This is a genomic window from Thioalkalivibrio sp. HL-Eb18, assembly GCF_000364985.1.
GTDB lineage: Bacteria > Pseudomonadota > Gammaproteobacteria > Ectothiorhodospirales > Ectothiorhodospiraceae > Thioalkalivibrio.
Genome location: NZ_KB822978.1, coordinates 22166 through 48186 on the forward strand (window position 1 = coordinate 22166; position 26021 = coordinate 48186).

21 protein-coding genes, 1 tRNA gene and 1 pseudogene are annotated in these 26021 nt (G+C 65.4%); 13 read left to right on the forward strand and 10 right to left on the reverse strand.

The genetic code is table 11. The annotated features are described in order from the left end of the window. The gene (locus tag F813_RS0112440; protein ID WP_012982478.1) at window positions 1–825 is read right to left on the reverse strand and encodes a motility protein A; all 825 of its coding nucleotides are present in this window, start codon (window positions 823–825) and stop codon (window positions 1–3) included. Between the two features lie 140 nt (window positions 826–965). Here F813_RS0112440 and F813_RS0112445 point away from each other — a divergent pair, with 140 nt between their 5' ends. The 4 genes from F813_RS0112445 (at window position 966) to F813_RS0112460 (ending at window position 6086) form a co-directional block, all read left to right on the forward strand. Further along, window positions 966–1550: a LemA family protein gene (locus tag F813_RS0112445; RefSeq protein WP_017926813.1), complete on the forward strand. Its 585-nt coding sequence runs from the start codon at window positions 966–968 to the stop codon at window positions 1548–1550. A 9-nt stretch (window positions 1551–1559) separates the two neighbouring features. Further along, the gene (locus tag F813_RS0112450) at window positions 1560–3533 is read left to right on the forward strand and encodes a M48 family metallopeptidase (protein ID WP_017926814.1); all 1974 of its coding nucleotides are present in this window, start codon (window positions 1560–1562) and stop codon (window positions 3531–3533) included. A gap of 43 nt (window positions 3534–3576) precedes the next feature. Beyond that, window positions 3577–3663: transfer RNA gene (locus tag F813_RS0112455), tRNA-Leu, on the forward strand. Window positions 3664–3809: 146 nt separating this feature from the next. Then, window positions 3810–6086, forward strand: coding sequence for a diguanylate cyclase (locus F813_RS0112460; RefSeq protein WP_017926815.1), 2277 nt, complete (start codon window positions 3810–3812; stop codon window positions 6084–6086). Window positions 6087–6438: 352 nt separating this feature from the next. Here the strand turns inward: F813_RS0112460 and mnmD are convergent, their stop codons facing one another. The 4 genes from mnmD to F813_RS0112480 form a co-directional block, all read right to left on the reverse strand. Further along, window positions 6439–8298 carry a tRNA (5-methylaminomethyl-2-thiouridine)(34)-methyltransferase MnmD gene (mnmD, locus tag F813_RS0112465; RefSeq protein WP_017926816.1) on the reverse strand — a complete coding sequence of 620 codons (1860 nt, stop codon included), beginning with the start codon at window positions 8296–8298 and terminating at the stop codon, window positions 6439–6441. 60 nt (window positions 8299–8358) lie between these two features. Then, window positions 8359–9882: a peptidoglycan DD-metalloendopeptidase family protein gene (locus F813_RS0112470; RefSeq protein ID WP_369759351.1), complete on the reverse strand. Its 1524-nt coding sequence runs from the start codon at window positions 9880–9882 to the stop codon at window positions 8359–8361. 111 nt (window positions 9883–9993) lie between these two features. Continuing rightward, a complete protein-coding gene (locus tag F813_RS0112475) occupies window positions 9994–10776 on the reverse strand; it encodes an ABC transporter permease (protein WP_012982484.1) in 783 nt (260 codons plus the stop codon). Next, the gene (locus tag F813_RS0112480) at window positions 10773–11750 is read right to left on the reverse strand and encodes an ABC transporter ATP-binding protein (RefSeq protein WP_012982485.1); all 978 of its coding nucleotides are present in this window, start codon (window positions 11748–11750) and stop codon (window positions 10773–10775) included. Before F813_RS0112480 ends, F813_RS0112475 begins: the two co-directional genes overlap by 4 nt. Window positions 11751–11838: 88 nt before the next feature. Between F813_RS0112480 and F813_RS0112485 the strand changes: the two genes are divergently transcribed. After that, window positions 11839–13230, forward strand: coding sequence for a M17 family metallopeptidase (locus F813_RS0112485; RefSeq protein ID WP_012982486.1), 1392 nt, complete (start codon window positions 11839–11841; stop codon window positions 13228–13230). Window positions 13231–13239: 9 nt separating this feature from the next. Here the strand turns inward: F813_RS0112485 and F813_RS0112490 are convergent, their stop codons facing one another. Then, a complete protein-coding gene (locus F813_RS0112490; protein WP_017926818.1) occupies window positions 13240–14043 on the reverse strand; it encodes a creatininase family protein in 804 nt (267 codons plus the stop codon). A 32-nt stretch (window positions 14044–14075) separates the two neighbouring features. After that, window positions 14076–14864, reverse strand: a complete 789-nt coding sequence (locus tag F813_RS0112495) for an FkbM family methyltransferase (RefSeq protein WP_017926819.1) — start codon at window positions 14862–14864, stop codon at window positions 14076–14078. 89 nt (window positions 14865–14953) lie between these two features. Here F813_RS0112495 and F813_RS0112500 point away from each other — a divergent pair, with 89 nt between their 5' ends. The 3 genes from F813_RS0112500 to F813_RS0112510 are packed head-to-tail and all read left to right on the forward strand — an operon-like array spanning window position 14954 to window position 18520. Then, window positions 14954–16114, forward strand: coding sequence for a ChaN family lipoprotein (locus F813_RS0112500; RefSeq protein ID WP_051048364.1), 1161 nt, complete (start codon window positions 14954–14956; stop codon window positions 16112–16114). A gap of 13 nt (window positions 16115–16127) precedes the next feature. After that, complete coding sequence (locus tag F813_RS0112505) at window positions 16128–18104, forward strand: M1 family metallopeptidase (protein ID WP_017926821.1); 1977 nt, start codon at window positions 16128–16130, stop codon at window positions 18102–18104. Then, on the forward strand, window positions 18101–18520 hold the full coding sequence (locus F813_RS0112510) for an HIT domain-containing protein (protein ID WP_017926822.1): 420 nt from the start codon (window positions 18101–18103) through the stop codon (window positions 18518–18520). The genes F813_RS0112505 and F813_RS0112510 overlap by 4 nt, the downstream gene beginning before the upstream one ends. Before the next feature lie 6 nt (window positions 18521–18526). On the opposite strand, the gene F813_RS0112515 is transcribed toward F813_RS0112510, so the two are convergent. Continuing rightward, the gene (locus F813_RS0112515; RefSeq protein ID WP_012982492.1) at window positions 18527–19177 is read right to left on the reverse strand and encodes an OmpW family protein; all 651 of its coding nucleotides are present in this window, start codon (window positions 19175–19177) and stop codon (window positions 18527–18529) included. A 92-nt stretch (window positions 19178–19269) separates the two neighbouring features. Beyond that, window positions 19270–19973: pseudogene (locus F813_RS13715) on the reverse strand (SDR family NAD(P)-dependent oxidoreductase). Window positions 19974–20033: 60 nt separating this feature from the next. Between F813_RS13715 and F813_RS0112525 the strand changes: the two are divergent. From F813_RS0112525 to F813_RS0112540, 4 genes are all read left to right on the forward strand, one after another. After that, a complete protein-coding gene (locus F813_RS0112525; RefSeq protein WP_017926824.1) occupies window positions 20034–21554 on the forward strand; it encodes a DUF1538 domain-containing protein in 1521 nt (506 codons plus the stop codon). Continuing rightward, window positions 21551–21898 carry a hypothetical protein gene (locus F813_RS0112530; protein ID WP_012982495.1) on the forward strand — a complete coding sequence of 116 codons (348 nt, stop codon included), beginning with the start codon at window positions 21551–21553 and terminating at the stop codon, window positions 21896–21898. Before F813_RS0112525 ends, F813_RS0112530 begins: the two co-directional genes overlap by 4 nt. A gap of 13 nt (window positions 21899–21911) precedes the next feature. Next, window positions 21912–22304 carry a CBS domain-containing protein gene (locus F813_RS0112535; protein ID WP_012982496.1) on the forward strand — a complete coding sequence of 131 codons (393 nt, stop codon included), beginning with the start codon at window positions 21912–21914 and terminating at the stop codon, window positions 22302–22304. Window positions 22305–22372: 68 nt separating this feature from the next. Continuing rightward, entirely contained in the window at window positions 22373–23647 is a 1275-nt protein-coding gene (locus F813_RS0112540; protein WP_017926825.1) for a diguanylate cyclase, read from the forward strand. 79 nt (window positions 23648–23726) lie between these two features. Here F813_RS0112540 and F813_RS0112545 read toward each other — a convergent pair whose 3' ends face one another. After that, window positions 23727–24488 carry a class I SAM-dependent methyltransferase gene (locus tag F813_RS0112545; protein ID WP_012982498.1) on the reverse strand — a complete coding sequence of 254 codons (762 nt, stop codon included), beginning with the start codon at window positions 24486–24488 and terminating at the stop codon, window positions 23727–23729. Between the two features lie 183 nt (window positions 24489–24671). On the opposite strand from F813_RS0112545, the gene F813_RS0112550 reads away from it, so the two are divergent. Then, window positions 24672–26018: a phosphomannomutase/phosphoglucomutase gene (locus tag F813_RS0112550; RefSeq protein WP_017926826.1), complete on the forward strand. Its 1347-nt coding sequence runs from the start codon at window positions 24672–24674 to the stop codon at window positions 26016–26018. Window positions 26019–26021: the final 3 nt, after the last annotated feature.

Sequence of the window (26021 nt, forward strand, 5' to 3'; positions counted from 1 at the left end):
TCAGGTGCGTTCCTGGCGTTCGGCTTCATCCGGATCGGGTTCGCCGTTTGGCTCGGTCTGGCGGATCTCGTCGCGGTGGTTCTCCATGAACGAACGCAGGGTCTCGCGGATGTACCCCGGGCTGCGGCCCTTGCGCATCAGCATGATGCCTTCGAGCACCATGGTCATCAGCACGACGCGGCCCTCGGTGCGCCGTTCCAGCTTGATCGCGATCGGGCGGAACACGAGGTTTGCCAGCAGGATGCCGTAGAACGTGGTGATCAGGGCGATCCCGAGGTTGACCGCGATGATGGTGAAGTCATCGGTCTCGGTGGTCAGCAGCAGATTGATCAGGCCAATCAGTGTCCCCAGCATGCCGAAGGCCGGGGCATAGGTGGCCATGGTGCGAAACATCTGCGCATCGGCCTGTTCGCGGGCGCGCAGGCGGGCCATGCGCCAGTTGAGCAGGTCCTGGATGTCGTCCATCGGGGTGTCATCGATCACCAGCTGGATGCCGGTGCGCAGGAACGGATTCTGGACCTGCTCCAGGCGCTGCTGGACGCCGCGCAGGTTCTGCGAGTACCAGTAGCGCGAGACCTGAACGATCTCTTCCAGGTCGCGGGCGATGTCGTAGCGCTCCTCGCGGATGGCGTGCGCCCCCGCACGGAAGACGCGCACCACCTCGTGAAAGGGGTAGCTCATCAGGGTCGCGGCGATCGTACCGCCGAGCACGATGCCCAGCCCCGGCAGGTTCAGGAAGGCATGCAGGTCCTGCGAGGAAAAGGCGATCACGCTGCCGAAAACCAGCAGGCTGCCGATAATGCCGAGAAGGGTCGAGAGATTCATTCAGGAATCCGTAAGGCTCCGGGGGTTGATGGGGGTCAGGGTATAGCACGGCTGCGCCGGGTTCACGCAGGCCCCTGCGTTCGCCGGCGGCGGCGTTCCTGCGTACACTCGGGGCTTTGTTCGCTGAGGGAGAGGCCGGTATGGAATGGGTGCTGATCGCGATTGTGGTGCTGCTCGTGGTCTGGGCGGTCTGGACGTACAACCGCCTGGTCACGGCGCGTAACCGCTACAAGAACGCGTTTGCCCAGATCGACGTGCAGCTGACGCGCCGCTACGACCTGATCCCCAACCTGGTGAAGGTCGCGGAGCGCTACATGAGCCATGAGCGCGACACGCTGGAGGCGGTGATCCAGGCGCGCAATCAGGCGATGGACAGCCTCAAGCAGGTGGGCGGCGATCCGACCAATGCAGAAGCCGTGCGGAAGCTCTCCAGCTCCGAGCAGGGGCTTTCGGGGGCGCTCGGTCGCCTGTTCGCATTGTCCGAGAACTATCCGGACCTGAAAGCGAACCAGAACATGATGCAGCTCTCCGAGGAGCTGACCAGTACCGAGAACCGGGTCGCCTTCGCACGTCAGGGCTACAACGACGCGGTGATGCAGTACAACATCCTGCGCGAGATGTTTCCGAACACGCTGATCGCGAACAACTTCGGCTTCCGCCCGGCACAATTGCTGGAGATCGAGGATCCGCAAAAGCGCGAGCCGGTCGAGGTCAACTTCTCCTAGGGACAGGGCATGAATTTCTTTGAGCATCAGGACCGTGCCCAGCGGCGCACGCGCTGGCTGCTGGGCCTGTTCATGCTGGCCGTGCTGGCGATTGTGGTGGTGATGAACCTGATCGCGCTGGTGTTGTTCGGCCAGGCGCAGGCGACCGCACCGGGCGAACCCTGGCTGACCCGGGAGTTTCTTCGCGACAACCTGGAGGTGGTCGGCTGGACCAGCGCGTTCACCGTGGGGCTGATTGGCCTGGGCAGTCTCTATCGCATGCTGAGCCTGCGGGATGGCGGTGGCGCGGTGGCGCGCGAGCTTGGCGGGACACGCGTCGAGGGCGACACGCGAGACCCGTTGCGTCGACGCCTGATGAACGTGGTGGAAGAAGTCGCAATCGCCTCGGGCGTCCCTGTGCCCGAGGTCTACGTGCTGGAGCAGGAGCCGGGTATCAACGCCTTCGCAGCCGGGTACTCACCATCGGATGCCGCGATTGCGGTCACGCGCGGTGCACTGGAACATCTGAACCGGGCCGAGTTGCAGGGTGTGGTTGCCCACGAGTTCGGACATATCCTCAATGGCGACATGCGCATGAACATCCGTCTGGTGGGGATGCTGTTCGGGATTCTGGTGATGGCGCTGATCGGGCAGCGCGTGCTTTTGGCCATGCGCTTTTCACGTAACAACCGCAACGCCGGCGGGATCGTAGTCGCCGGCCTGGTGCTGATGATCGTCGGCTATATCGGTCTGTTTTTCGGGCGCTGGATCCGCGCATCCGTTTCGCGCCAGCGCGAGTACCTGGCGGATGCCTCGGCGGTGCAGTTCACACGGCAGCCAGAGGGCATTGCGGGGGCGCTGAAGAAGATCGGAGCGAGCTATTCCGGTCTTAACGCGAACAGCGAGGAGGTTGGGCACATGCTGTTCGTCAATGGCGGCCTGGGCAGGATGTTCGCGACGCATCCGCCGCTGGAGGATCGCATACGCAAGATCGAGCCGGGGTTTGATCCCTCGGAACTCAAGGCCCTGCACAAGCGCATGCAGGAAGATGCGCGGCGCCGGCGCGAGGAGCAGGAGGCCGAGGCCGCACGCGAACAGGCCGAGCCGAAGGCCGGCAGCGGACTGGGGCTGCATCCCGAGGCACTGCTCGATGCGATCGGCGATCCCGGACTTGCGCATATCCTCGGGGCCGGGTTCCTGGTCGCTGCGGTGCCGAGTATCCTGGAACGTTCGGTGCATTCCGACCGCTGGGCCGCCGAGGCGGTACTGTACTTGCTGATTTCGCCAGACTCCGAGGTGAGGGATGCCCAGCTGATGTGCATCCTCGAGACGCGCGGTGAAGACAGCGAGAAGCGTGTACGCGAACTGCTGCAGGAGGTCCCGGAGCTGAGTCCCGACCTGCGCATTCCGCTGCTGGAGATGGCTTTCCCCGTGCTGCGTCGGCACCCGCCACAGGAACGTGAGGTCTTGTCGGGGCTGGTGGACGAGCTGATCCAGGCCGATGGGCGGGTGTCGGCTTTCGAATATGCGCTCGGACGGCTTGTACGGCGTCACCTGCGGGATGTCGAACGTCCCTCGCAGGCCCGTTCGGGCGGCCGCCGGCGACTGGCCGATAACAGTGGCCAGGCGCGCTACGTGCTGGCGGTCCTCGCGCACCATGGTCACCCGGACGACGCCGAAGCGGCTGTCACGGCGTTCAATGCCGGTGTGGCGGCGCTGACCGGCATCATGCCGCTGGAGTCGGAAGCTCCGCCCGAGCTCGAGCAGGCCACCGCCGGTACCGCCTGGGCATCCGTGCTGGACAAGGCCCTGGAGCGGCTCGACCAGCTGCGGGTCAAGGACAAGCGGACACTGGTGGAGGCGATGCTGGCGACGGTTCAGCGCGGCGGTGGTGTTCAGGTGGCCGAGATCGAGCTGTTGCGCGCCATGGCCGCTGCATTGCACATCCCGCTGCCCATCGCCGAGATGGCGGACGGCTCGCAGGGGAGCGAGTCGCACGACTGACACTCCACACGGGGCTTGCGCAGCCGGTATGATGCGAGTCCCCGGGGGCGTGGCGAAACGGGTAGACGCAAGGCACTTAAAATGCCTCGGCCGCAAGGCTGTGCCGGTTCGAGTCCGGCCGCCCCCACCATACCGTTCCTTCCGCCCGTGTTATCTGGACCTTTCATGCCTCGCGGAAGCATGTTTCTGGGCCTTTGCCGAGCAGCGATCTCACCGTTCACAGGGGGGCGTTTTGGGCGCATAGTGGGTATTCCGCTGGTAGTGACAGGTCTGGGCATGGATGACAGTACCCACACGCGCACGGAAGCCCCTGACGACGCGCCTCGACACGAGGGCCGGGATTCGCACTCCACGGCGGGTCCCTTTGTTCTGGGCCTGGCGGCCGCTCTCGTGTTCCTCGGGCTGTTTCTGCTGATTGATCGCGCCTGGAAGATCGAGCTGGAAGATCGCCAGAGTGCCGCGGTGGCGGGCGAGCTCGCCAGTCTGCGCACTCAGGTGGAAAGCCTGATCAATGGGCTGGTGCATTCGACCATCGGCCTGGCGGCCTACGCCTATGTGCATCCGGACCTGGAAAGCGACGAGTTCGAGCGCGTAGCCGAGCGCATCTACCGCGGGCATGAAGACCTGGTGATCTCCCTCACGCTGGCACGGGGGCCAATCATCGAATTCGTCTATCCCCTCGAGGGGAACGAGGACGTGGTCGGGCTCAATCTCGCGACTCATCCCGAACAGGCGGATTCCTTTCGCCGAGTCCTGAACGAACGAGAGGTGGTCGTAGCGGGCCCCTGGCCGCTGGTTCAGGGTGGCTATGGGCTCTTGGTGCGCGCCCCGGTGGACACGGATCCCGCTCCAGATGGGCCTTCTCACCTAGTCATTGACGAGCATGCAAACCAGCTGAGCATCAGCAGCATAGCGCTCGATTTTGAGGCCTTGCTGGAGCGTGCGGGCATCGGTGAACAACGGGGGACGCTGTTGCTGGCCCTGCGCGGCCGGGATGGTGTGGGCGAGGCCGGCCCGTTGTTCTACAACCCGCATGGCCTCGGCGAGGATGCCCCGTACCGGCATCGAATTCGTTTTCCCGGGGGCGAATGGCAACTATTGGCCGATGTAGACCCGGCGTACAGGGCGACGGACCGCCCCATGGCCTGGTGGGCCTTGGGGTTCGTGGCCGCACTTGCGGTCGGCGGGTACACCTATCGGGTTGGGACGGGCCTGCAGGCCCGTCGGCGCGACCTTGATCGCTACCGGGGTTTGCTGAATCGACTGGAAGACCCGACGCTGGTGGTATCCGGGCGACGTATCATCTGGGCAAACCCGGCGTTTGTTCGGATGCTGGGGCAACAACCGCCTGTGAATACGGTGCTGGCCCAGCTGGATCTTGTGCATCCGGATGATCTCGATCGGCTTCCACCCAACCTCGATTTCACCGATACGCCGGCCGAGACACATGGGCGCGAGGTTCGCATATGCGTGTCTCAAGGGGGCTGTCGATTTTTCCTGTTGCGCTGGGTGCCTGTGGACTGGGAGCAAGGCCGTGCATGGCTGTTGACGTTCGTCGACGTCAATGAAAACCGGTTGTTGTTCGACGCACTGACGGCGGCGCGGGATCTACAGGACGCGATGTTCGAGGCCATTCCGGGGTATGCTTTTGTGGTCGATTCGGAGGGAACGGTTCGACACGTGTTCGGGGAGGCTTGCCATCGACAGGAGATGGCCCCGGCCCTCCTTGGCGACACCCTGGATCAGTTGTTTCCCTCGGACGTGGCGGCGAACTTCCTGGAAATGGTGAACCGGGCGATCGACGAGGGGACACTGCAAACGAACGAATACCGTCTGGACGTGGATCTGCTGAAGCGCCTGGGTATCCCCGAGCATGAAACCGGTGCGCGCTGGTTCGAGGCACGGATCCGGCCTCTTGCGCGCGCAATCAACGGCCTTCCCGCCGTTGTCTGGCACGCGCTTGATGTCACGGATCGGCGGGAACTCGAAGTCAAGTTGAAGACCATGGCCTGGGAAGACCCCCTGACCGGGATGGCCAACCGGGCGGCAATGGATCGTGCGTTCCCGCGGTTAGCGGCGCGCGCCGAGCGTCAGGGGGGGCGCCTCGCGCTGCTCTTCATCGATCTGGATCATTTCAAGCCGGTGAATGACCGCTATGGTCATGCCGTGGGCGATCAGCTCTTGCGCCGGGTCGCGGAACGGTTGAAATCGCACCTGCGCCCGGACGACGTCCTCGTCCGTCTGGGTGGGGACGAGTTCATCGTCCTGACCGCGCCGCTGGAGGAGCGTGAAGAGGGCCTTCATCTGGCCCAGCGGGTTCAGCAGGACCTCAATAATACGTTCGAGGTCCACACCGGTCCTGGCGAATTCGTGGAGCTGAAAATCACATCCAGTATTGGTGTGGCCTTCTATCCGGATGTAGGCCGGCATCTGTCGGACCTGATGGTTGCGGCCGATCGTGCGATGTATCAGGTCAAGGCGCAGGGGCACAATGATGTCGGCCTGGCGGGTGATGCACCCCATAACGATGGACGCTCCACGCCGCGGGCGTAAGTCGCCAACACTCCGCTAGGGAGACGCTGATTGAATCGCACGTCCGCGTTGGCGCCCCCTGTTTTCCGAGACAAGGCGCCTCTGGCAGCGGGTAGTGGTTCTACCCGCCCGTTTTTGATGGATTCGGGGCGCAACGCAGGATCGGGGAACAGGGGGCACCAACCCCACCAGCCATTCAAAGCAGGGGCTCGGCCGCCCGTTGTTATCAGAAACGGGCGTGGGAACGGCGTTGCGGCTCCTTTGTGCAGAATGACTGCACGGCCGTCACCGCGCATTAAACGCACGCAAAAACGACTCGAGCGCGGACGCGCGATTCAATCAGCATCTCCCTAGTGGGGCGTGTTCTTCGCGACTAGGAGAGGGGGCGTTGCGGGTCGAGGCGGCCAGAGGTGCTGTCCAGCAGCGGTTCCGGAAGACCCAGCAGGCGGTCAGCCAGCAATTCCGCGGCCAGGGGCGCGTACAGCAGCCCGCGCGAGCCGTGGGCCACATTCAGCCAGATCCGGCGGCGGGGGTCGCGGAGGCTCGCACCGGCCAGAGGCAAGCGATCGCGTACCACGGCACGGGTCCCCGCCCAGCGTTCCAGCGTCTCGACCTGTGCGGGGTCGCCGAGTCCGGGAATCCAGCTCAGGTGTTCGAGGTTGAGCTGGTCGTCCTCGGCGCGGGGAGTGGTGTCGGGTGCGGCGTCCGCTGGATCCGGCATCTGTGTCCGCCGATACGTAGCCCCAATCCAGGCCTCGCCCGGACCGAGCGGGATGCAGTACCCCTGTCCCGTCGCGACCTGTCCGCCCCAGTCCGGGAGCGGGGCACGGACCCGCGTCATTTGCCCGGAAACGGTCGATACCTGTTCCAGTTCCGGGCACAGGGTGTGCAACCCGGAAGCCGCCGTTGCGACGATCACGTGATCCCATGGGAGAGGATCGGCGTTGGATTCGGCCGGTTCGGCTTCCAGTATCAGGCCCTCGTCGGTGAGGCGCAGACCGGTGATCAGGCGGGTCTCCACAGGCGGGAGCGACTGCGCGAGGGCCGTACAAAGCCGGGCGAGATTAAGGCCGCACCCCCCGGGATAGTACAGACGTGGCTCCGGACCCGAATCCGGCCCGCCCTCGGGCTCGAACAACGCCCCGGTGTGCTCCCGCCCTGCGCGCAGCAGGCGCTGCACCCGCTTGCGGCCATGGGCGCTGACGCCATGAAAGGAGACGCCTTCCGCCAGCACGGGGTCAATGCCGGTTTGTACGGTAATTTCGCCGAGCAGGGCACGGGTCGAGCGCATGCCGGCGAGGGCCAGATGATTCAGCTCCGTGTCTTTGGGGTGAGGGTTGGGCAACAGGACCGCGGCCGGGTTTCCGGACGCGCCGCCCCCGGCGCCGGCAGGGTCGAATACCCCGACTTCGCAGCCTCTGTTGTGCAATGCAAATGCAGAGGCGAGCCCGGCAACGCCGGCACCGATGACCGCAACCCGGGGCCGCTTGTGCGCGTCCGGTACGGTTCCGCGATAGCAGCCTTGCAGGCGTTCACGCTTCTGGCCATGTCCCGGGGCGCGTTTGACTGCAAATCCCACGGCCTCCAGATCCCGGCGTACCTGACCGGCCGCGGTATAGGTGCCAAAGGTGGCACCCGGGTGGGAAAGCCGCGCGATCTGGCGAAAGACCGCCGTATTCCACAGGCCCGGGTTCGAACGCGGCGCGAAACCGTCCAGGAACCAGGCATCGATACCGCCGCGGATCTGCGCCAGCAGGGGGGCGGCATCGCCCAGACCGAGCGTCAGGATGGCCCGGGCTCCGGGGAACACAATTCGGTGCAGGCCGCTGATCGGCGGCGGATACTGCGCGCACAGGGCCTGGCTGTCTGCGTCGTCCAGGTCCAGGTGCCGATGGACCTCCCGCAGATCGTCGAGCGACAACGGATGGGCTTCCAGGCTCAGTATCGACAGGAAGGCGCCGGGCGGCGCGTGTTGCCGCCACTGTTGCAGCGTCAGCAGGACGTTGAGGCCTGTACCAAAACCCGTTTCCCCGATGGCCACCCTTCCGCCGGCGGCAAATCGGCGCGGGAGCTCGTTGGCCTGGATGAAGACCTCGAAGGCCTCGGCGCCGGGATCGTCCGAACCAAAATAGGCGTCCTGGTACTCGGGTGCGTACGGACGCCCGTCGCGCCAGACGAGGTGCGCCTGCGTCAGTGGTTCACACGGGATAGCAGGAGAATGTACGGGGGTCACAATCGAAGCGCGCCCCACCTGTAACGAGGTGAGGTGCCAACCTGTAGCAAAGGCTATGCGTTACTGGCTCAGCAACTCGTCGTAGGGCGTGAATGCGACCTGCGTGTTGCGTTCGCTGTTGTCGAGCTGCGCCAGCAGGGTCTGGCTCAGGCTCTTGAACTTCTCCAGTTCCTCGCCCGCGAGCGACTCGCTTTCCGGGAGTTCGACGCGCATCGGGTCGCGCGGCTGGTTGTTCACGTGGATCTCGTAATGCAGATGCGGCCCGGTTGAGCGGCCGGTATTGCCGGATAGCGCGATACGGTCCCCGCGTTTCACGGTGTCTCCGACGCTGACCAGTTGCCGGTGCAGGTGGAGATAGCGAGTGGAGTATCCCTGTCCGTGTTCGATGACGATGAAACGCCCGGCATAGGGGTGGTTCTCGACTCGGGTGACGCGTCCGTCGGCGGGGGCGTTCACGGGCGTACCGATCGGCATCGCGAAGTCGGTGCCGGAGTGTGGGGCCACACGACCCGTCACCGGATGCCGACGACGCGGGTCAAAGTTGGAGCTGATGCGGTAATTGCCCGAGAACGGGCGGCGGTCGAATGGTGGCAAAAGGCTCTCGCCGTCCGGCGTGTAGAAGCGGCCGTTGGTATTACGCGCGGCGCGCACCGAAATGCGCTGACCTTCGTAGTCAAACGCCAGCAGGCGCAGGTTGTGCGGGGTGTCGTCACCGACCAGGGTTTCCATCTCCAGCAGCAGGGTGAACTCGTCACCGCTGCGGGCGTGGGTGCGGACCGGAAGGTAGCGATCCAGCAATACGGCAATGGCACCGGCCGCGCGTGGCGAAAGATCGGTGCGCTGGGCCAACGCGGCGGAGATATTGCCCTCGATCTCGGCGCTGATCACCATATGGCTGACTTCGCGACCGTTTTCGACTTCGCCCCGTTCAAAATCCCAACCGTCGTCTTCGCGGACCCACTCGTAGCCGCTGGCGCGGTCGGTCCACAGGCGCAGATGGGTCAGGTAGCCTTCCTCGTCGACCTGCCACTCGATCTCCTGACCCGGCCGGATACGATTGAGGATGGAGGCGTTCTCGTCGTCGTCCAGCAGGCGGTACAGGGTCGCCAGCGGCAGATCCCAGTCGCGTTGCCAGAGGCTGGTCAGGCGTTCGCCCTGGTCTAGCGTATGGGTGTTCCAGTCCGAGCGGTCGTCTTCCACCACGCGGTCGTCGCCTTCGTCGAGGTCGAAGGTTTCGTAGGAGGTGGGGTAGTCGGTCTCGTCGTCAAAGCCGGAATCATTAATCAAATCGGTCGCGTAGGCCACCTTGGTGGCTTCGGCATCGAAGTGCGAACCGGTGTGTTCGGCTGGCGCCGTATGGCGCGACTGCGAGAGACGCTCGGCCTGACCATTCCGGCCATTGGAAGAAATGCTGGGGACCATCGGCGACATCTTGCCGTTGGACCCGGCCTGCAGCGCTGCAATGTCCAGCGGTTGCGAGGTTTCTGCGGGTTGTGAAGCGAGAAGGAGACTGGCGCTGATTGCTACAGCGAGCCCGGCCGCGCCGAGAAGAAAGACGGGTGGAATCTTTCGTTTGACGCCCATATGGCCTCTACCCGGAAAAGTTTCCGCTTTATACCACGTTTTTTCCGGTAATAAACCCCCTCTTGCCCACGTTGCGCGGAGTCGCGGGCAGGGTGGCATTGTCGTGATGCATCAGGACCGGATCCCGATCCCCTTGTTCAACAGTATCAGGGCCGCCGTGTACAAGACCGCGATGAAGGCCACAATTACGGCAAACGAGACCATGATCGGGAAGTCACTGGACCCAAGACTGCCGTAGCGGAATCCGTCCACCATGTAGAGGATCGGGTTGAGCATCGACACGCCCTGCCAGAACTCGGGGAGCAGGCTGACCGAATAGAACACGCCGCCGAGATAGGTCAGGGGCGTGAGCACGAAAGTGGGCACGATCGCGATGTCGTCGAAGGTGCGGGCGAATACGCCGTTGATCAGTCCAGCCAGCGCGAACAGGATTGAGGTGAGCAGGACGACGACCAGCATCACGCCGATGTTGTGGATGCTCAGAGGGCTGAAGAACAGGGAAACAAGCAGGACCGCCACGCCGACGCTGAGCCCGCGGGCCACCCCCCCGAACACAAAACCCAGGATGATTACGCTGTTCGGGATTGGCGAGACCAGCATCTCCTCAATATGGCGCTGGAACTTTGAGCCGAAAAAGGACGATACGACGTTCGAGTAGCTGTTGGTGATCACCGCCAGCATGATCAGCCCGGGGACGATGAAGTCCATGTAGCGAAAGCCGTCCATGTCGCCGATGCGCTCGCCGATCAGCCCCCCGAAGATAATGAAGTACAGGGCGGTGGTGATCACCGGTGGCAGGATGGTCTGCACCCAGATACGCGCGAAGCGCAGCACCTCCTTGGTCACAATGGTGCGAAAGGCGACCCAGTAGTCGTGCAGGTGGCGAGCGCTCATTGCGGGTTCTCCGGCTGTTCGGCGGCGCCCTCGGCCCCCTGAGTCAGGTGGCTCGGGGCGGCGTCGCTACGGGTCATGCGGAGAAACAGCTCTTCCAGTCGGTTCGACTTGTTGCGCATGCTCTGAACCCGCAGCCCTGCATGGTCCAGCACACGGAAGAGGTCGTTCAGGTGCTGCCCGCGCTGGATGTCGGCCTCCAGGGTGAGTTCGTCGATCTGGCGCAGCGGGATTTCGGAGTCGTGGGGCAGCTGCCGGACGGGCTCGCTGAGGTCCAGGACCATGGTTTCGGTCTCGAGCTTCGCGAGCAGCTGCTTCATCGTCGTGTTCTCGACGATCTGGCCGTCATCGATGATCGCGATGTTGCGACAGAGGGACTCCGCCTCTTCCAGGTAGTGCGTGGTCAGGATGATGCTGCGGCCATCGGTATTGATGCGCCGCAGAAAATCCCACATCGAGCGGCGCAGCTCGATGTCCACGCCGGCGGTCGGCTCGTCCAGGATCAGCAGACGGGGCTCGTGCACCAGGGCGCGGGCAATCATCAGGCGCCGTTTCATCCCGCCGGACAGGGTCCGCGCCATGTCCTTGCGCTTCTCCCACAGCCCCAGCTCGCGCAGGTAGTGCTCGGTGCGTCGCCAGGCTTCGTGGCGCGGGATGCCGTAGTAGCCCGCCTGGTTCACCACGATCTCGCCGATCGGCTCGAAGTTGTTGAAGTTGAACTCCTGCGGGACCAGACCGATCGAGCGCTTCACGGCCTGCTGATCGCGGTCGAGGTCGTGCCCGAACACGCGCACCTCGCCGGCCGTCTTGTTGATCAGCGAGGTGATAATGCCAATGGTGGTCGACTTGCCGGCGCCATTGGGACCCAGCAGGGCGAAGAAACTCCCGGGCGCCACCTCGAGATCGATGCCCTTGAGGGCCTCGAATCCGTTCTTGTAGATCTTGCGCAGGCCGCGAATTTCCAGCGCTGGTGTCATGCTCACATCCTGTGGCGGTGGGTGTACCGGCCGGGGCGGCCGACGGACGTTATTATGGCCGTTTTGGCCGAACCGGGAGGAAAGCCGCGTGGATTCTGTCTTTGTTGACGCCGCCGACGATGCCATCGATCTGGTACCCGTTACCACCGACACCCTGGAAGCCCATCTCGAGGCGGCACCGCCGACCTGGCGCGCGTGGGCCGAGGCGGCCCGCTTCGAGGGCAAGGACGGTCAGGTTCTGCGCGTGCCGGGCGAACAGGGACGGGTGGCCGCGGTCCTGGTGGGGTTCGATGCCGGGACGCCGCTGTGGATGCTGGCCGCAGCCGCCGAGACCCTGGCCACCGGGCTCTATCGTCTTGAGACGGACGGGCTGGAGCCGGCGACCCAGGAGCAGGCGGCGATCGGCTGGGGCCTGGGGTGTTACCGCTTCGACCGCTACCGCGCGGCCGAGGATCGGCCGGCGCCGCGGCTGGTCTGGCCCGAAGCAGTGGACCGCAAGCGGGTGCAGGCCTATATCGAGTCCATTGCCATGACCCGGGACCTGATCAACACGCCGGCCGCCGACATGATGCCGGCCAATCTGGCCCTGACCGCGCGCGAGCTGGCCGAAACCTTTGGCTGCAGCCTGCACGTAGTCAGCGACAGTGATGCGCTGGAGAAGTCGTACCCCTGCGTGTATGCGGTGGGCGAGGCGAGCGCGCATGGCCCGCGCGTGATTGAACTGACCTGGGGCCCGGCGGGTGCCCCGTCCGTGGTGCTGGTGGGCAAGGGCGTCTGTTTCGATTCCGGAGGCCTGAACCTGAAGCCGGGTAACTCCATGCGCCAGATGAAAAAGGACATGGGCGGGGCCGCGATCGTCCTGGGCCTCGCGCGCCTGATTATGGCGACGGAACTGCCGGTGCGGCTGACGGTACTGATCGGCGCGGTGGAGAACGCGGTGGGTTCGCGTGCGTTCCGCCCCGGCGATGTGCTGACCGCGCGCAACGGCAAGACGATCGAGGTGGACAATACCGACGCGGAAGGACGGCTGGTACTCGCGGACCTGCTGGACCGGGCCGGGAGCTTCCACCCGGACCTGCTGGTGGACTTCGCCACCCTGACCGGCGCGGCCCGCGTCGCAGTCGGCACGGAGATCAGCGCCGTCTTTGCCAGCGATGATGCCTGGGCGAAGTCACTGGAAGCCCCGGCCAGGGCCTGGGACGACCCGGTCTGCCCGCTGCCGCTGCATGCCCCGTACCGCTACATGCTGGACAGCGATGTGGCCGATATCGTGAACAGCTCGACCGGCGGCTATGCCGGCGCGATCACGGCGGGGCTGTTCCTGAAGGAGTTCGTGCCGGAAGACGTGCCCTGGCTGCATTTCGACATCATGGCGTTCAACGTCCGCGCCCGGCCGGGCCGCCCCAAGGGCGGCGAGGCGATGGGGCTGCGCGCGCTGTATGGGGCACTGGAAGAGCGTTACGCCCGCCAGAAAGCGTAAGTGGGGTCGTCAGCGGGCCAGACGTTCGATCGGGAAGGCGGCGGTATCGGTGATTGCCTGGGCCAGCCCCTTGGCGTAGTGGTCGATCAGCACCTGACCCAGCTCGGGAGTGGCGCGATCCGCGGCTCCCACCACGCCGCCGGGGTTGAGGTCGTCCGCCATCCAGGCGAATGCGGTTTCGCCGGTGGGGCCCAGGCGCCGGGTCGTGTCCTCGAGGTCCTCGCCCAACGAACGGGCGTCTTGCGCGCGATCCATCTGGACGAGTGTCGGTGCCAGCATGCGCATCATTGCCGTCTCGATCAGGCCGCCGTGCAGGCCATGTCGATGCTCGCGCTCGGGGATGTCGAGAGTGTCCGGCAGGTATTGCAGGAAGTAATGGTGCTTGGTGACCAGCAGTCCATGGTCCCGGCGCAGGTCCAGCGCGGCGAGCTCCATAATCGCGGTATTGCCCCCGTGACTGTTGGCCAGCACCAGGCGGCGAAAGCCGGCATGGGCGACGGCGGCCCCGATCTCGCGCAACAGGGCCAGCGCCGTCTCCGGTGTGAGGCTCAGCGTCCCGGCGAAATGGGTGTGTTCGGCGCTGGTGGCGATCGCCATCGGCGGCAGTACCAGCGGCTCGAGGTCACTCGGGAGGAGTGGCGCCGCCGCATCCAGCAGGCCCAGGCCGATGCGCAGGTCCGTGTCCAGTGGCAGGTGGGCGCCATGCTGCTCGATCGCGGCCATGGGCAGCACTACGACCGCGTCGCGACGGGCATGGTCGGCAACGGCCTCGGTGGTCAGGTCCTGCCAGCGGATCAGGTTGCGGGTGTCCATTCAGGCAGCGTTGTCCGCGAGCGTCGCCCGGGTCAAGCCCCGCGCAGCCGGGCATAGATGTCGCCGGAACCCACGCGATCCGCATGCTGCTCCAGCCAGGAGCGGATGGCCCCCGCGTCCTGCCAGGTGTCGAACCGGAAGTGGCGCTGTTCACCCACGATCAGGTTGTACTCGTAGTCCCCCAGGGCGGTCAGGTGCGCAAGACAGTCCTCGGTGACCTCCTCGGCGCCGGCCACAAACTCGAACGACAGGGCGGGGATCGGCTGGCTAAGGCCGCGCAGGACCTCGGCCTCCAGTCCCTCGACGTCGATCTTGCAGAAGGCTGGCAGGCCATGATCGACGATGAGCTGGTCCAGCGTGACCATTGGGACCGCAATCTGTTCGTCCCAGCTCACATTGCGAAAGCTGCGGTTGCGTTGGGCAATCTCGCGCGTAAAACGCCGCGAGACGGAGGAGACGGTGGGGTGGCTGCGACTGACCTCCAGTTGCGCGGTACCATTTTCAGGGCCTGCGGCCTCGCGGCGAATCCGCACATCGGAAAGCCTCGCGGTGGCCTTGCGCAGCAGCAGGAGGATCTGGGGCTGTGGCTCGAGCGCGACCACGCGCGCCCCGAGCGCGGCGAAGGCCCGCGTGCGATCACCGATGTGGGCCCCGATATCGAACACAAGATCGCCGGGCTGGACGAATACCGAATAGAGCCGGCGCAGGCCGGCCTGGCGCCCGGGACGCCAGTAGATCGCCATTGAGCGCAGCGTGCCCAGCCATGCCTGCAGGCGCTGGGGGAGCCGGTTGCGCGTGGTGGTGTCCTCGGACGTGTCCATAATGGCAGGCTACCGGACGCGGAACGTGGCAGCCATCACGGGGTCGGAGAGTAGGGTCGGGACCGGGCCGGTCCCCAGAGGAGAATGGCATGCAAAGCAGAGCAATCCGATGGCGGGGTCCTGGCGTAATAATCGCCGCCCTGCTGGTCGGGCCGATGTTGTCTGGCGTGGCGGGCGCGGCCTGTCCGGCCCCGGGCCAGTGGGCGACCCCCGCGGGCGAGGAGCTGGACCGGACGGAGCTGTTTACCGAACTGGCGCAGGCGGATGCGGTACTCCTGGGCGAGCGCCACGATCGTATGGACCATCACCGCTGGCAGCTGGGCACGCTGGCGGCCCTGCACGGGCAGCGCCCGGATATGGTGATCGGGCTCGAGATGCTGCCGCGCTCGGTGCAGCCGGTGCTGGATCAGTGGGTGACCGGCGAGCTGGATGCGGAGGCGTTCCTGCGCGACAGCGACTGGTACACCCACTGGGGATTCGACCCGGAGCTGTACTGGCCGATTCTGCATTTCGCCCGCGTCCATGATGTGCCGCTGGTGGCGCTGAACGCCGAACGCACGTTGGTACAGCGCCTTGGGCAAGAGGGCTGGGAGGCGGTACCGGAGGATGAGCGTTACGGGGTCAGTCAGCCAGCTGATCCGCCGGAGGCATACCGTGAGTATCTGTTGGGGGTGATGGAGCGCCATCCGGCGGGCATGGAGCGCGACTCCGATCGGTTCATCGGCTCACAGTTGGCCTGGGACCGCATGATGGCCGCCGGCATCGCCGAGATCCTGGAGGCTTCCGACGAGCCGCCGCTGGTGGTCGGGATTATCGGTTCCGGCCACCTGCAGTATGGCCATGGCGTACCGCATCAGCTGGCGGATCTGGGCTTTGAGCAGGCCCCGGTCCTGCTGCCCCGCGAATACCGTGAGGACTGCTCGGCGGCCGATCCGGACCTGGCGCGTGCGGTGTTCGGGATTGCCGATGGCGATCGCTTCGACCGCACCTCGCCCGTCCTCGGAGTGCAGCTACGCGGCGACGAGGACAGCGGCGTAATTATCCAGGGTGTCCAGTCCGGCTCCGTGGGTGAGGCGGCCGGGCTGGAAGGGGGCGACCGAGTCCTTCGCGCCGGCGACCAGCCAGTGGAGCGTCCGTCGGATCTGCAACGGATCGTGCAGCGCGTGACCCCGGGGACGTGGCTGCCGCTGGAGATCGAGCGCAACGGCCAGCCGGAAGAGCGCGTAGCCCGATTCCCGTACGCCGAGTAAACGAGGGGGCAATATGCGCGCGGCATGGTGGATCTCGATTGGCCTTCTGGCGTCGCTGGGCTTCGTGGTCGCTTCGGCGGCCGGTAACGACTACGCCGAACTCGATTCCGACTTCCCGATCGGCCTGAACGTGCACCTGCACCCGGGCGAATCGAGCTTCGACGGGCGTCTGGTGCTGGACCTGGAGCTCCTGGACCGGAGCCCGCCGAGCCGATTGCGCCTTGATCCCGCCATGGGGATCGACGCCGTAACGCTGGATGGCGATTCCATCGAATACGAGTTGACCGAGTCGGGGTGGCTGGAGCTGGGCGATGCCCTGACGAAGCGGGGTACCGGCCTCCTGGTCGTCGAGTATGGCGCGCGGTTGTCGCAGCCTGACCAGGCGCGGCCGGGATCGGGATTCCTGGGCGAGGAGGCCGGGTTCCTGCCGGCTGGAGCCGGCTGGTATCCCGCGCTGGAGGACGAGCCCGTTCCCATGCGGATTCAACTGACGGTGGACGGTGGCCAGAAGGCCGTGGTCTCCGGCTCGCTGATCGATGACACGCGCGTGGGCGAGCGCTATCAAGCCCTTTACGAACACCCCGCTGCGCGCCATTTGGCGCTCGCCTCCGGCATTTGGGAGTTGGGCGTGATCGAGGGCGATGGGTGGCAGGTGCGCACCCTGTTCCCGCAGTCGCTGCACGAGGCCTTTGGCGAGACCTACCGCGAGAAGACCGCCGAGTACATCGAGCGCTTCGAATCCGAGATCGGGCCGTATCCTTACAGCAGCCTGACGGTGGCGGCCTCGCCGCAGCCGGTGGGGCTGGCGTTTTCCGGTTTTACGCTCTTGGGCGAACAGGTGATCCCGCTCCCGTTCATCCCGCATACCTCGCTGGGGCACGAGGTCCTGCACATGTGGTGGGGTACGGGGGTCTACGTCGACCGTTCGGGCGGGAACTGGTCGGAAGGCCTGACCACCTACATGGCGGATTACCAGTTCAAGCGGGAGGCAGGCGAGGGCCGCGAGGAGCGGGGGCAGTGGCTGCGCGACTACGCAGCGCTCCCGGCGGACGAAGATCGCGCGCATGGCGAATACCAGGGTGGCAACCAGGGCGCGCTGCGCATCGCCGGCTATCACCGTGGTGCGATGATCTGGCGGATGCTGGAGGACTGGATCGGGCGCGAGGCGTTTCTGGAGGGTGCTCGCACGCTCTACAGCGACTGGAAAGGACGCGAGGCAGACTGGAATGCGCTGATCGCGGCCTTCGATTCCGCTACCGACGAGGATCTGGAGCCGTTCTTCCGCCAGTGGATCGAGCGGCGCGGCGCGCCGGGGCTCGAGCTGGCCGATCTCGCCGTCGACCAGGACGAGAACGGGTGGACGCTGTCGGGCACGTTGCGTCAGTCCGGCGATGACAAACCCTGGGATCTGCGGGTACCGCTTGTGGTCGAGAGCGAACAGGGGTCGGAGACGTTCTGGCTGGCACTGGCCGAGAGCGAAAAGTCGTTCGTGGTGGAGCTGGATGCCAAGCCGTTGCGCGTCGCCGCGGACCCGGACTGGCGGCTGTTTCGCCATCTGGCCGAAGACGAATCCCCGGCGATCCTGCGCCGCGCCGCACTGGACCCGGACACGCAGGTGATCGCGCTGGGTTCGGCGCGGCCGGTCGAGGTCGCGCCCTGGCTGGGGCGCGCAGCCGAACAGAGCCAGAACGTGGAAGGGACCCGCATCGTACTGGGCGAACCCAAATCGGTGCGCGACTGGCTCCGCGCCCGCGACTGGCCGGAATCGCCGGCGTCGATCGACAGCGATCTGCCCGAGTCCCCGGACGCCGCCGCCTGGGCCGTGCCCGGCGAGGATGTAGTCGTGATTGCGGGTCCCGATGCGCAGCAACGCCGCGCACTGGCGGGCGAGCTGCGCCACCGGGCGCACTACAGCTATGTCCTGCTGGAAGGGGACCAGCGCAGCACCGGACACTGGGCCACGCCGGGGATCTGGAAGGAACTGCAATGAAGGAGGCGTTCGCGCTGGATGCGCTCCTGCGCGCGGACACCTGGTTCGTCGCGGACTGGCCCCTGTCGACGCTGCTGCTGATGGATCACGCGGCAATCCCGTGGTTCATCCTGGTCCCGCGTCGTGCAGGCCTGCGCGAGCTGCATGAGCTTGATTCCGACGATGCGGCTGTTCTGGCGCGCGAGTCCACGGCGCTGGCGAGGGCGATGCAGGCGGCCTTCGAGCCGCAGACCCTGAATGTGGCCAAGCTGGGCAATATTGTCGGGCAGCTGCACCTGCACCATGTCGCGCGTCAGCCGGGCGATCCGGCCTGGCCGGGCCCGGTCTGGGGTGTCCCCGCCGAGCGGGGCCTGCAAAAGAACGAGGCCGAGGACCGCATGCAGCGGGTCCTCGGCCTCGTGGCAGGGCTCGGCTAGGTCGGTTCAGAAGCGGTAGCCGACGTTCATCCCGAAGGTCCACGGGTCGACCTCGACCGTGCCGATACGCTGGCCGTTCAGGCGGGCCGTGCTCTCGATGTCGATCCAGCGCACCTCGGTGTTCAGGAACCAGTTGTCGTCCAGCGCGATGTCGATGCCGGCCTGGAGGGCGACACCCCAGGAATCGTCGAGGCGCAGGCGGCTGTCGGATAGTGCACCGCGAGTGGTCGTGTCAAAGAAGTGGGTGTAGTTCACGCCGGCCCCCAGGTACGGGCGGAACGCCGATCCGGTGTTGAAGTGGTACTGCAGGCTCAGGGTCGGCGGCAGGTGGCGGGTGTAGCCGACGTTGCCCAGACCTTCCAGTGCGATGTCGTGCTTGAACGGGATCCCGACCAGCAATTCCAGGCCCAGGTTGTCGGTGAACATGTAGGTCACGGTGCCGGTCGGGCGTGTGCTGGAACCGACGTCCACGCTCAGATCGGCCGGGGTCAGTTCGCCGTTGTCGGACTTGGGCGAGATGTAGATCAGGCCGCCGCGCAGCAGCCAGTCGCCGGCGGAGACATCCGCGCTGGAGGCGGTCGCATGGGCCGGGATCAGGGCCGCCGGGGCCAGCAGGCCGGCCAGGGCAAGGGCACGAAAGGTCAGGGTACGGCGCATGTTCGGTTCCTCCGACAATGTGAATGTTCGGAGGTACTATTGCCCGCCTCGCATTAGCGCTTGTTGATGCAGATCATGCGCGGCATCGGTTTCTAGAACGGCAGCTGCTGACCCTCGAAGTCGTAGAATTCCCCGGAGTTCGACGCGTCCAGACGATCCAGCACCTTCAGGAGTTCGCCGGTTGCGTATTCCGGCGCGAGCACCTCGGGGGCACGGGCCCGATAGGGCTCCGACAGGCGGGTTGCACAGGTCCCGGGCTGCAGGGCGATCACCGTGGCCTGGCGATGGCTGAACCGCAGCTCCAGCGCCGTCGTGCGGACGACCTGGTTGAGCGCGGCCTTGGAGGCGCGGTAGCTCACCCATCCGCCCAACTGATTGTCCTCGATGGAGCCGACTCGGGCCGACAGCGTGGCGAGGATGCCTTGCGCTGACGCGGCAACAAAGGCGCGAGGTGTTTGAACAGCAGGGCCGGGCCGATGGCGTTGATGGCAAACGAGCGAGCCATAATCGCCGGGTCCAGGTCGCGCAAGCGCTTCTCCGGCCCGTGGCCGTTGAGGGTCAGGATGCCGGTGGCGTCCAGGATTAGCTCCCAATCCGGAGCCTGTGCGCGCAGCCAGCCAGCGGCGTGTTCGATGCTGGCCTCGTCGAGGAGATCCACCGGCGGCTCGCTGTGGCGGCCAAGTCCCACTACCCGTTCGCAGTTCGGGTCGTTTTCGAGGTGTTCGACGAACGCGGCGCCGAGCCCGCCCGTGGCACCGATGACCACGGCGCGATAGGGTATCTGCAGGGATTCCATACTGCCTGCGACCGCCGCGCGGGGAATTGATTCCGGGGCCATGCCTCGGCAAGGGAGCGCATGAACTTTCTCCACACGCTGGGCCATGCGGCGCGCAATCTGGCGCCCATCGTGATCGTGGTCGCGGTGTTCCAGGCGCTGGTGCTGCGCACGGTGCCGGATGGGCTGTTGTCCATGGTGGTCGGGCTGACCATCGTGGTCTTTGGCGTGGCGCTGTTCCTGCAGGGCCTGGAGATGGGGATCTTCCCCATCGGGAAGAACCTTTCGAATGCCCTGGCCCGGCGCGGCTCGTTGCTGTTGCTGATGGCGTTCGGCTTCACCCTCGGCTTCGCCACGGTGATCGCGGAACCGGCCCTGATCGCGGTGGCCGAGCAGGCGGAGCTGATCAGCGAGGGGCGCATCAAGGGCCTCGTTCTGCGCCTGATCGTCGCGCTGTCGGTGGGTGCCGTGGTGGCGCTGGGCATCCTGCGCACCGTCATGGGACACCCGCTGCACTGGTACATTCTGACGGGCTACGTGCTGGTGGTGCTGGTCACCTTTTTTGCCCCCGAAGAGATCGTCGGGCTGGCCTACGACTCGGGCGGGGTGACCACCAATATCGTCACCGTGCCGCTGGTGGCGGCGCTGGGCCTGGGCCTGGCGGCCTCGATCAGCGGGCGAAACCCGCTGCGCGATGGCTTTGGCCTGGTGGCACTGGCGGTGATGGTGCCGATGATCACGGTGCAGCTGTACGGGATCATCGTGTTTGCCGGGGCGGAGGTCGATGCCCCGGGCAATGGCGAGACCGCGGCCATGGATGCGGACACGGATCTGCCGGGCGCGGGCGAGGAACACTGGCTGTCCGCGATGGGCATGGACCTCTTGCTGATGCTGCGCGATGTGGCACCGATCATCGCGGTGATCGTGGTGTTCCAGTACTTCGTGCTGCGCAAGCGCATCCCGTATCTGCCCCGGGTCATTTTCGGGTTCGTGCTGGTGGTGCTGGGCCTGTACGCCTTCGTGGTGGGGCTCAAGCTGGGCCTGTTCCCGATCGGCGAGAGCATGGCCGAGCAGCTGATCACGAACGAACTGTTCCTGTGGGTCTATCTGTTCGCGTTCTCCATCGGCTTCGCGACCACGATGGCGGAGCCGGCATTGATCGCGATTGGCCAGAAGGCCGAGGAAGCCGCGCGCGGTTCATTGCGCGGCAATGTAATCCGCATCCTGGTCGCGCTGGGCGTGGCCATCGGCATCACCATCGGTGTCCACCGCATCCTGGCCGGGGATTCGATCCATCACTACATCATGGGTGGTTACCTGCTGGTGATCGTGCTGACGGTTCTCGCGCCCAAGCAGATCGTGGCGCTGGCCTTCGACCTGGGTGGGGTCACAACCTCCGAGGTGACCGTGCCCCTGGTGACGGCCCTCGGCATCGGCCTGGCCACCCACCTGGAAGACCGCAATGTCCTGATCGACGGCTTCGGCCTGATTGCCTTTGCCTCGATCTTCCCCATCGTCACCGTGATGGTCTACGCCATCGTGGTGGATATCTACGAGCGCTGGACCGGCAGGGGCCGCGCGCAACAGGAGGATTCGCCATGAGATTTTCGGCACTGATCGCCGTGCTTCCGGACGATCTGGAACAGCGCGCCATCGAAACTGCGAAGGTCGCGGGTGCCGGTGGTGTGACCATCATGGATGCCCGCGGCATCGGAGCGGAGGCGCGCAAGACGTTTCTGGGGATGACCTATGAGGGCAGCCAGTCCGTATTGATGTGGGTGCTGGAGAAGAAGGTCGCGCTGAACGTGCTCAAGGCCGTCAGCCAGGACCTGGAACTCGAGGGCGACCCGCGCGGCGTTGCATTCACCGTGGATATTGCCCACTTGGCCGGGATCGGACGCAAGCAGATCGAGCAGTTCCAGGAACACGTTAAGGAAGAAATCTGAGGAGGACTCGAGCATGCTGGTAAGCGACATCCTGAAGTCCAATGTGATTACCGTGTCGCCGCTCGCGCCCTTGCGCGAGGCGATGCAGTTGATGCGGCGGCACAACGTCAAGTCCCTGGTGGTGGACAAGCAGCACGAGCACGACGCCTACGGCATCATCACCTACACGACAATCCTGAAGACCATCGTCGCGGAGGAGGGCGATATCGACCTCTCCAATGTCTATGATGTCTGTGCGAAGCCGGTGATCACCGTACCGGCCGAGATGGATGTGAAGTACGTGGCCCGGCTGATGGTCAATCAGGGCATCCGGCGCCTGGTCGTGCTGCGGGGCAATACCCTGGAAGGAATCGTCACCACCAGCGATATCGTGGGATCGATTCTCGAAATGGCGGATATGGAATGAACCTCCACGCCGCGGGACACTCGGACCGGTAGTACCGGTCCCAGGCTAATCCACTTCAAAGGAGTCCCGTGGCCACTGTCGCGTACATCGAGGGGTTCGAGAAACTCCGGCTGCTGGATGCAGCCATCGACCAGTCGCGCCACTCCGTCCTGATCACGGACGCGGACCTCGACGACGGGCCGCGCATTGTCTACGTGAATGCTGGATTCGAGCAGATGACGGGATACGCGGCGGACGAGGTGCTGGGCGAGACCCCGCGCCTGCTGCAGGGCCCGCGGACATCACGGGTAATCCTCGACCGCCTGCGCGCTGCACTCAGTGCAGGCGAGACCTTCGATGGCGAGGTCATCAACTATCGCAAGGATGGCAGCACGTACGTGGTGCGCTCGTATATCTCCCCCGTGTATGCCGAGGAGGCGCCCGAGCGGGTCACCCACTATGTGTCCCTGCAACAGGACGTGACGGACGAACGGGCACGCGATGAGCAGCTAAGGCTGTTGTCGACGGCGGTTGAAGTGTCCGGGGACCCGGTGCTGATTACCGATCCTGAAGGCACGATCACCTACGTCAATGCCGCGTTCGAGGAGCTGATGGGCTACTCGCGCAGCGAGGTGCTGGGCGAGAATCCCCGGCGCTTCAAGTCGGGCCGCCAGGATGACGCGTTCTATCAAGGGATGTGGCGGGCACTGGAGCGCGGCGAGAGCTTCCGGGGCGAATTCCTGAATCGGCGCCGCGATGGTTCCCTGATCCACCTGGAGCAGACCATCACCCCGGTGCTCGATGACCATGGCAAAATCTCGCATTACGTCGCCCTGGGCAAGGATGTGACCGACCGGGTGCGCATGGAAGACGAGATTCGCCGGGTGGCGCATACCGACTGGCTGACCGGCGTCGCGAATCGGCTAAGCCTCGGGAACACGCTGGAGGCGGAGATCGAGCGCAGCCAGCGCTATGGTCGTCCGCTGAGTCTGATCATGTTCGATCTGGATCACTTCAAGGCGGTAAATGATCAGTACGGGCACGAGGCGGGTGACGAGGTCCTCAAGGCGCTGGCGCAAACGGTGAGCGCGGAGCTGCGCGACGCGGACACCCTGGGTCGCTGGGGTGGCGAGGAGTTCATCATCGTGGTGCCTGAGACGCGACTGGTCGGGGCGACGGCCCTGGCCGAGAAACTGCGCCAGGCCGTCTCCACCATGAGCGTGCCCGGGGTGCCGTGTGTGACGGCGAGCTTCGGGGTCGCCGAACTCGCCTCCGGCGACAGCGCGAAGCTCCTCGCGCGGCGCGCGGACGAGGCCATGTACCAGGCGAAGCAGGCAGGGCGTGATCGGGTCGTGGCCCTGTAGGGCAGCCGATTCTTCAGACACAAAAAAGGCCGGCAGACGCCGGCCTTTTTCATGCGTGCGCGGACGCGCCGGAAACGGCTTATCCGCGGCGACGCAGCACCCAGATTTCCAGCAGGGCCCAGTCTTCGCCGGGGTAATTTTCCTGCTCCAGCGGGGAAAGACGACGGTGACGGGTCGCGGTACTGCCGACAAAGTCCAGACGATTCAGCAACAAACGCTTGGTGGCGTCCGCTTTTTCTAGTGCGAAGGGGTTGAGAAAATTCACCAGCATGTAGCCTTCGCCCTTGCCGCGTGCGAAGGCGTCCACCAGGCTTTCGATGGCCGGCGGGTCCAGATAAACCAGCGACGCGGTGGAGATGACGATGTCCGCCTCTTCCATCGACTGCTCGATCGCGTTGCGCGTCTCGGCGTCGGCCTGGTTCAAGTCGGCCTCGAAGGTCTGGTCGAACAGACCCGCGCTCTTGCCGTAGGCCAGGGCGTTGCCGGAGATGTCGATCCCGGTGGTCCTGATGGGCAGGCGGCGCGGGGCGGCGACCATCTTGCAGGCCTGCTCATCGGCCCAGTTGGCGCGGATTGCCTCGACATCCATACCGTGCACGGCCGCCATGGTGGTGTTGCCAAAGCAGCAGCACAGGTCGACGTAGTTCAGGGTCTTGCCTGCTTCCGCCTGCTGCTGCGCCCAGGGGAGAATCAGCCGGTCGAAGGTTTGCCGGTTGAAGTCGTCGGAGATGTAATCGAGCGCGTCGATGATGCGCTCCTTGAACGGCACCGGGGTCTCGGCGACGTAGATATCGTCGAAATGCTGCTTCTTCTCCTCGGTCTTCACTTGCGGCTCACTCATCGGCTTCTCCTCGTTTGATAAACCCACCATGGTCGGGGGTATGACGCTTGATCGTCAAGTAACGGCACTCGGCTCGTTGTAACGCCCGTCGCATCATGCCGCGGCTCTGCTATGTATCATGAGGAGAAAGGATTGCGCGCTGCCGGCGGGGCCGGGAGTCGGAGGGGGCCGGAAGGGAACTGCATGAAGATCGATTGTTTCAAGGCGTATGACGTACGCGGCCGCGTGCCGGATCAACTCAACCCCGAGGTGGTATACGCCATCGGACGCGCCTTTGCCGAAGAGGTCCGTCCTGGCCGCACGGTAGTGGGGCACGATATCCGCCTGTCCAGCCCGGCACTGGCCCAGGCCCTGACCGAAGGACTGACCGCTGGCGGCAGCGATGTGGCCGACATCGGCCTGTGCGGGACCGAAGAGGTCTACTTTGCGACTGCGCACTACGGGGCCGGCGGCGGGGTGATGGTCACCGCCAGCCACAATCCGCTGGATTACAACGGACTCAAGCTCGTGCGCAGCGAGGCACGTCCGATCAGTGGCGACTCCGGGCTGCAGGCGATCCGGGCATGCGCGGAGCGCGGCGACTTCCACCCCATGCCGCAGGGCCAGGTGCATCCACTCGATCACCGGCCAGACTATATCGCCAGACTGCTCGCATCGGTCGACCGCGAGGCCCTGCCGAAGCTGCGCGTAGTCGTGAACCCGGGCAATGGTGGTGCCGGCCCGGTGCTGGAGGCACTGGAACCGCATCTGCCGTTCGAGCTGATCCGCGTGAATTTCGAGCCGGACGGACATTTTCCCAATGGCATCCCCAATCCGCTGTTGCCGCAGAACCGCGCGGCGACGGCGGATGCCGTGCGCCGGCATGGGGCGGATCTGGGGGTGGCCTGGGATGGCGATTTCGACCGCTGCTTCTTCTTCGATGCGGCGGGGAATTTCATCGAGGGTTACTACATCGTGGGGCTTCTGGCGCAGGCCTGTCTGGAAGCCGGACAACCCGGCGAGCGGATCGTCCACGATCCACGCCTGACCTGGAACACCATCGAGATGGTGCGAGCCGCGGGTGGCGAGCCGATACAGTCGAAAACCGGGCATGCGTTCATGAAGGAGCGGCTGCGTCATGAGGATGCCATCTACGGCGGCGAGATGAGTGCCCACCACTACTTCCGGGACTTCTACTACTGCGACAGCGGGATGCTGCCCTGGCTGCGGGTGGCCGAACTGATGGGGCGGCGCGGCCAGGCGCTGGGCGACATGGTGGCGGAGCGCATGGCCCGCTACCCCTGCAGCGGCGAGCTGAACTTCGAGGTCGCGGATGTTGCAACGGCCACCGACCGCGTCCTGAAGGCCTTTGCCGGGCAGGGCGGGGTGGAGGATCGGACCGATGGGGTCAGCCTCGAATTCTCGGACTGGCGCTTTAACCTGCGCAGCTCCAATACCGAGCCGCTGCTGCGGCTGAACGTCGAAACCCGTGCCGATCCAGCCCTGCTGGAGCGCCGCGTGGAAGAGCTTTCCCGCCTGATACGGGGATAACAA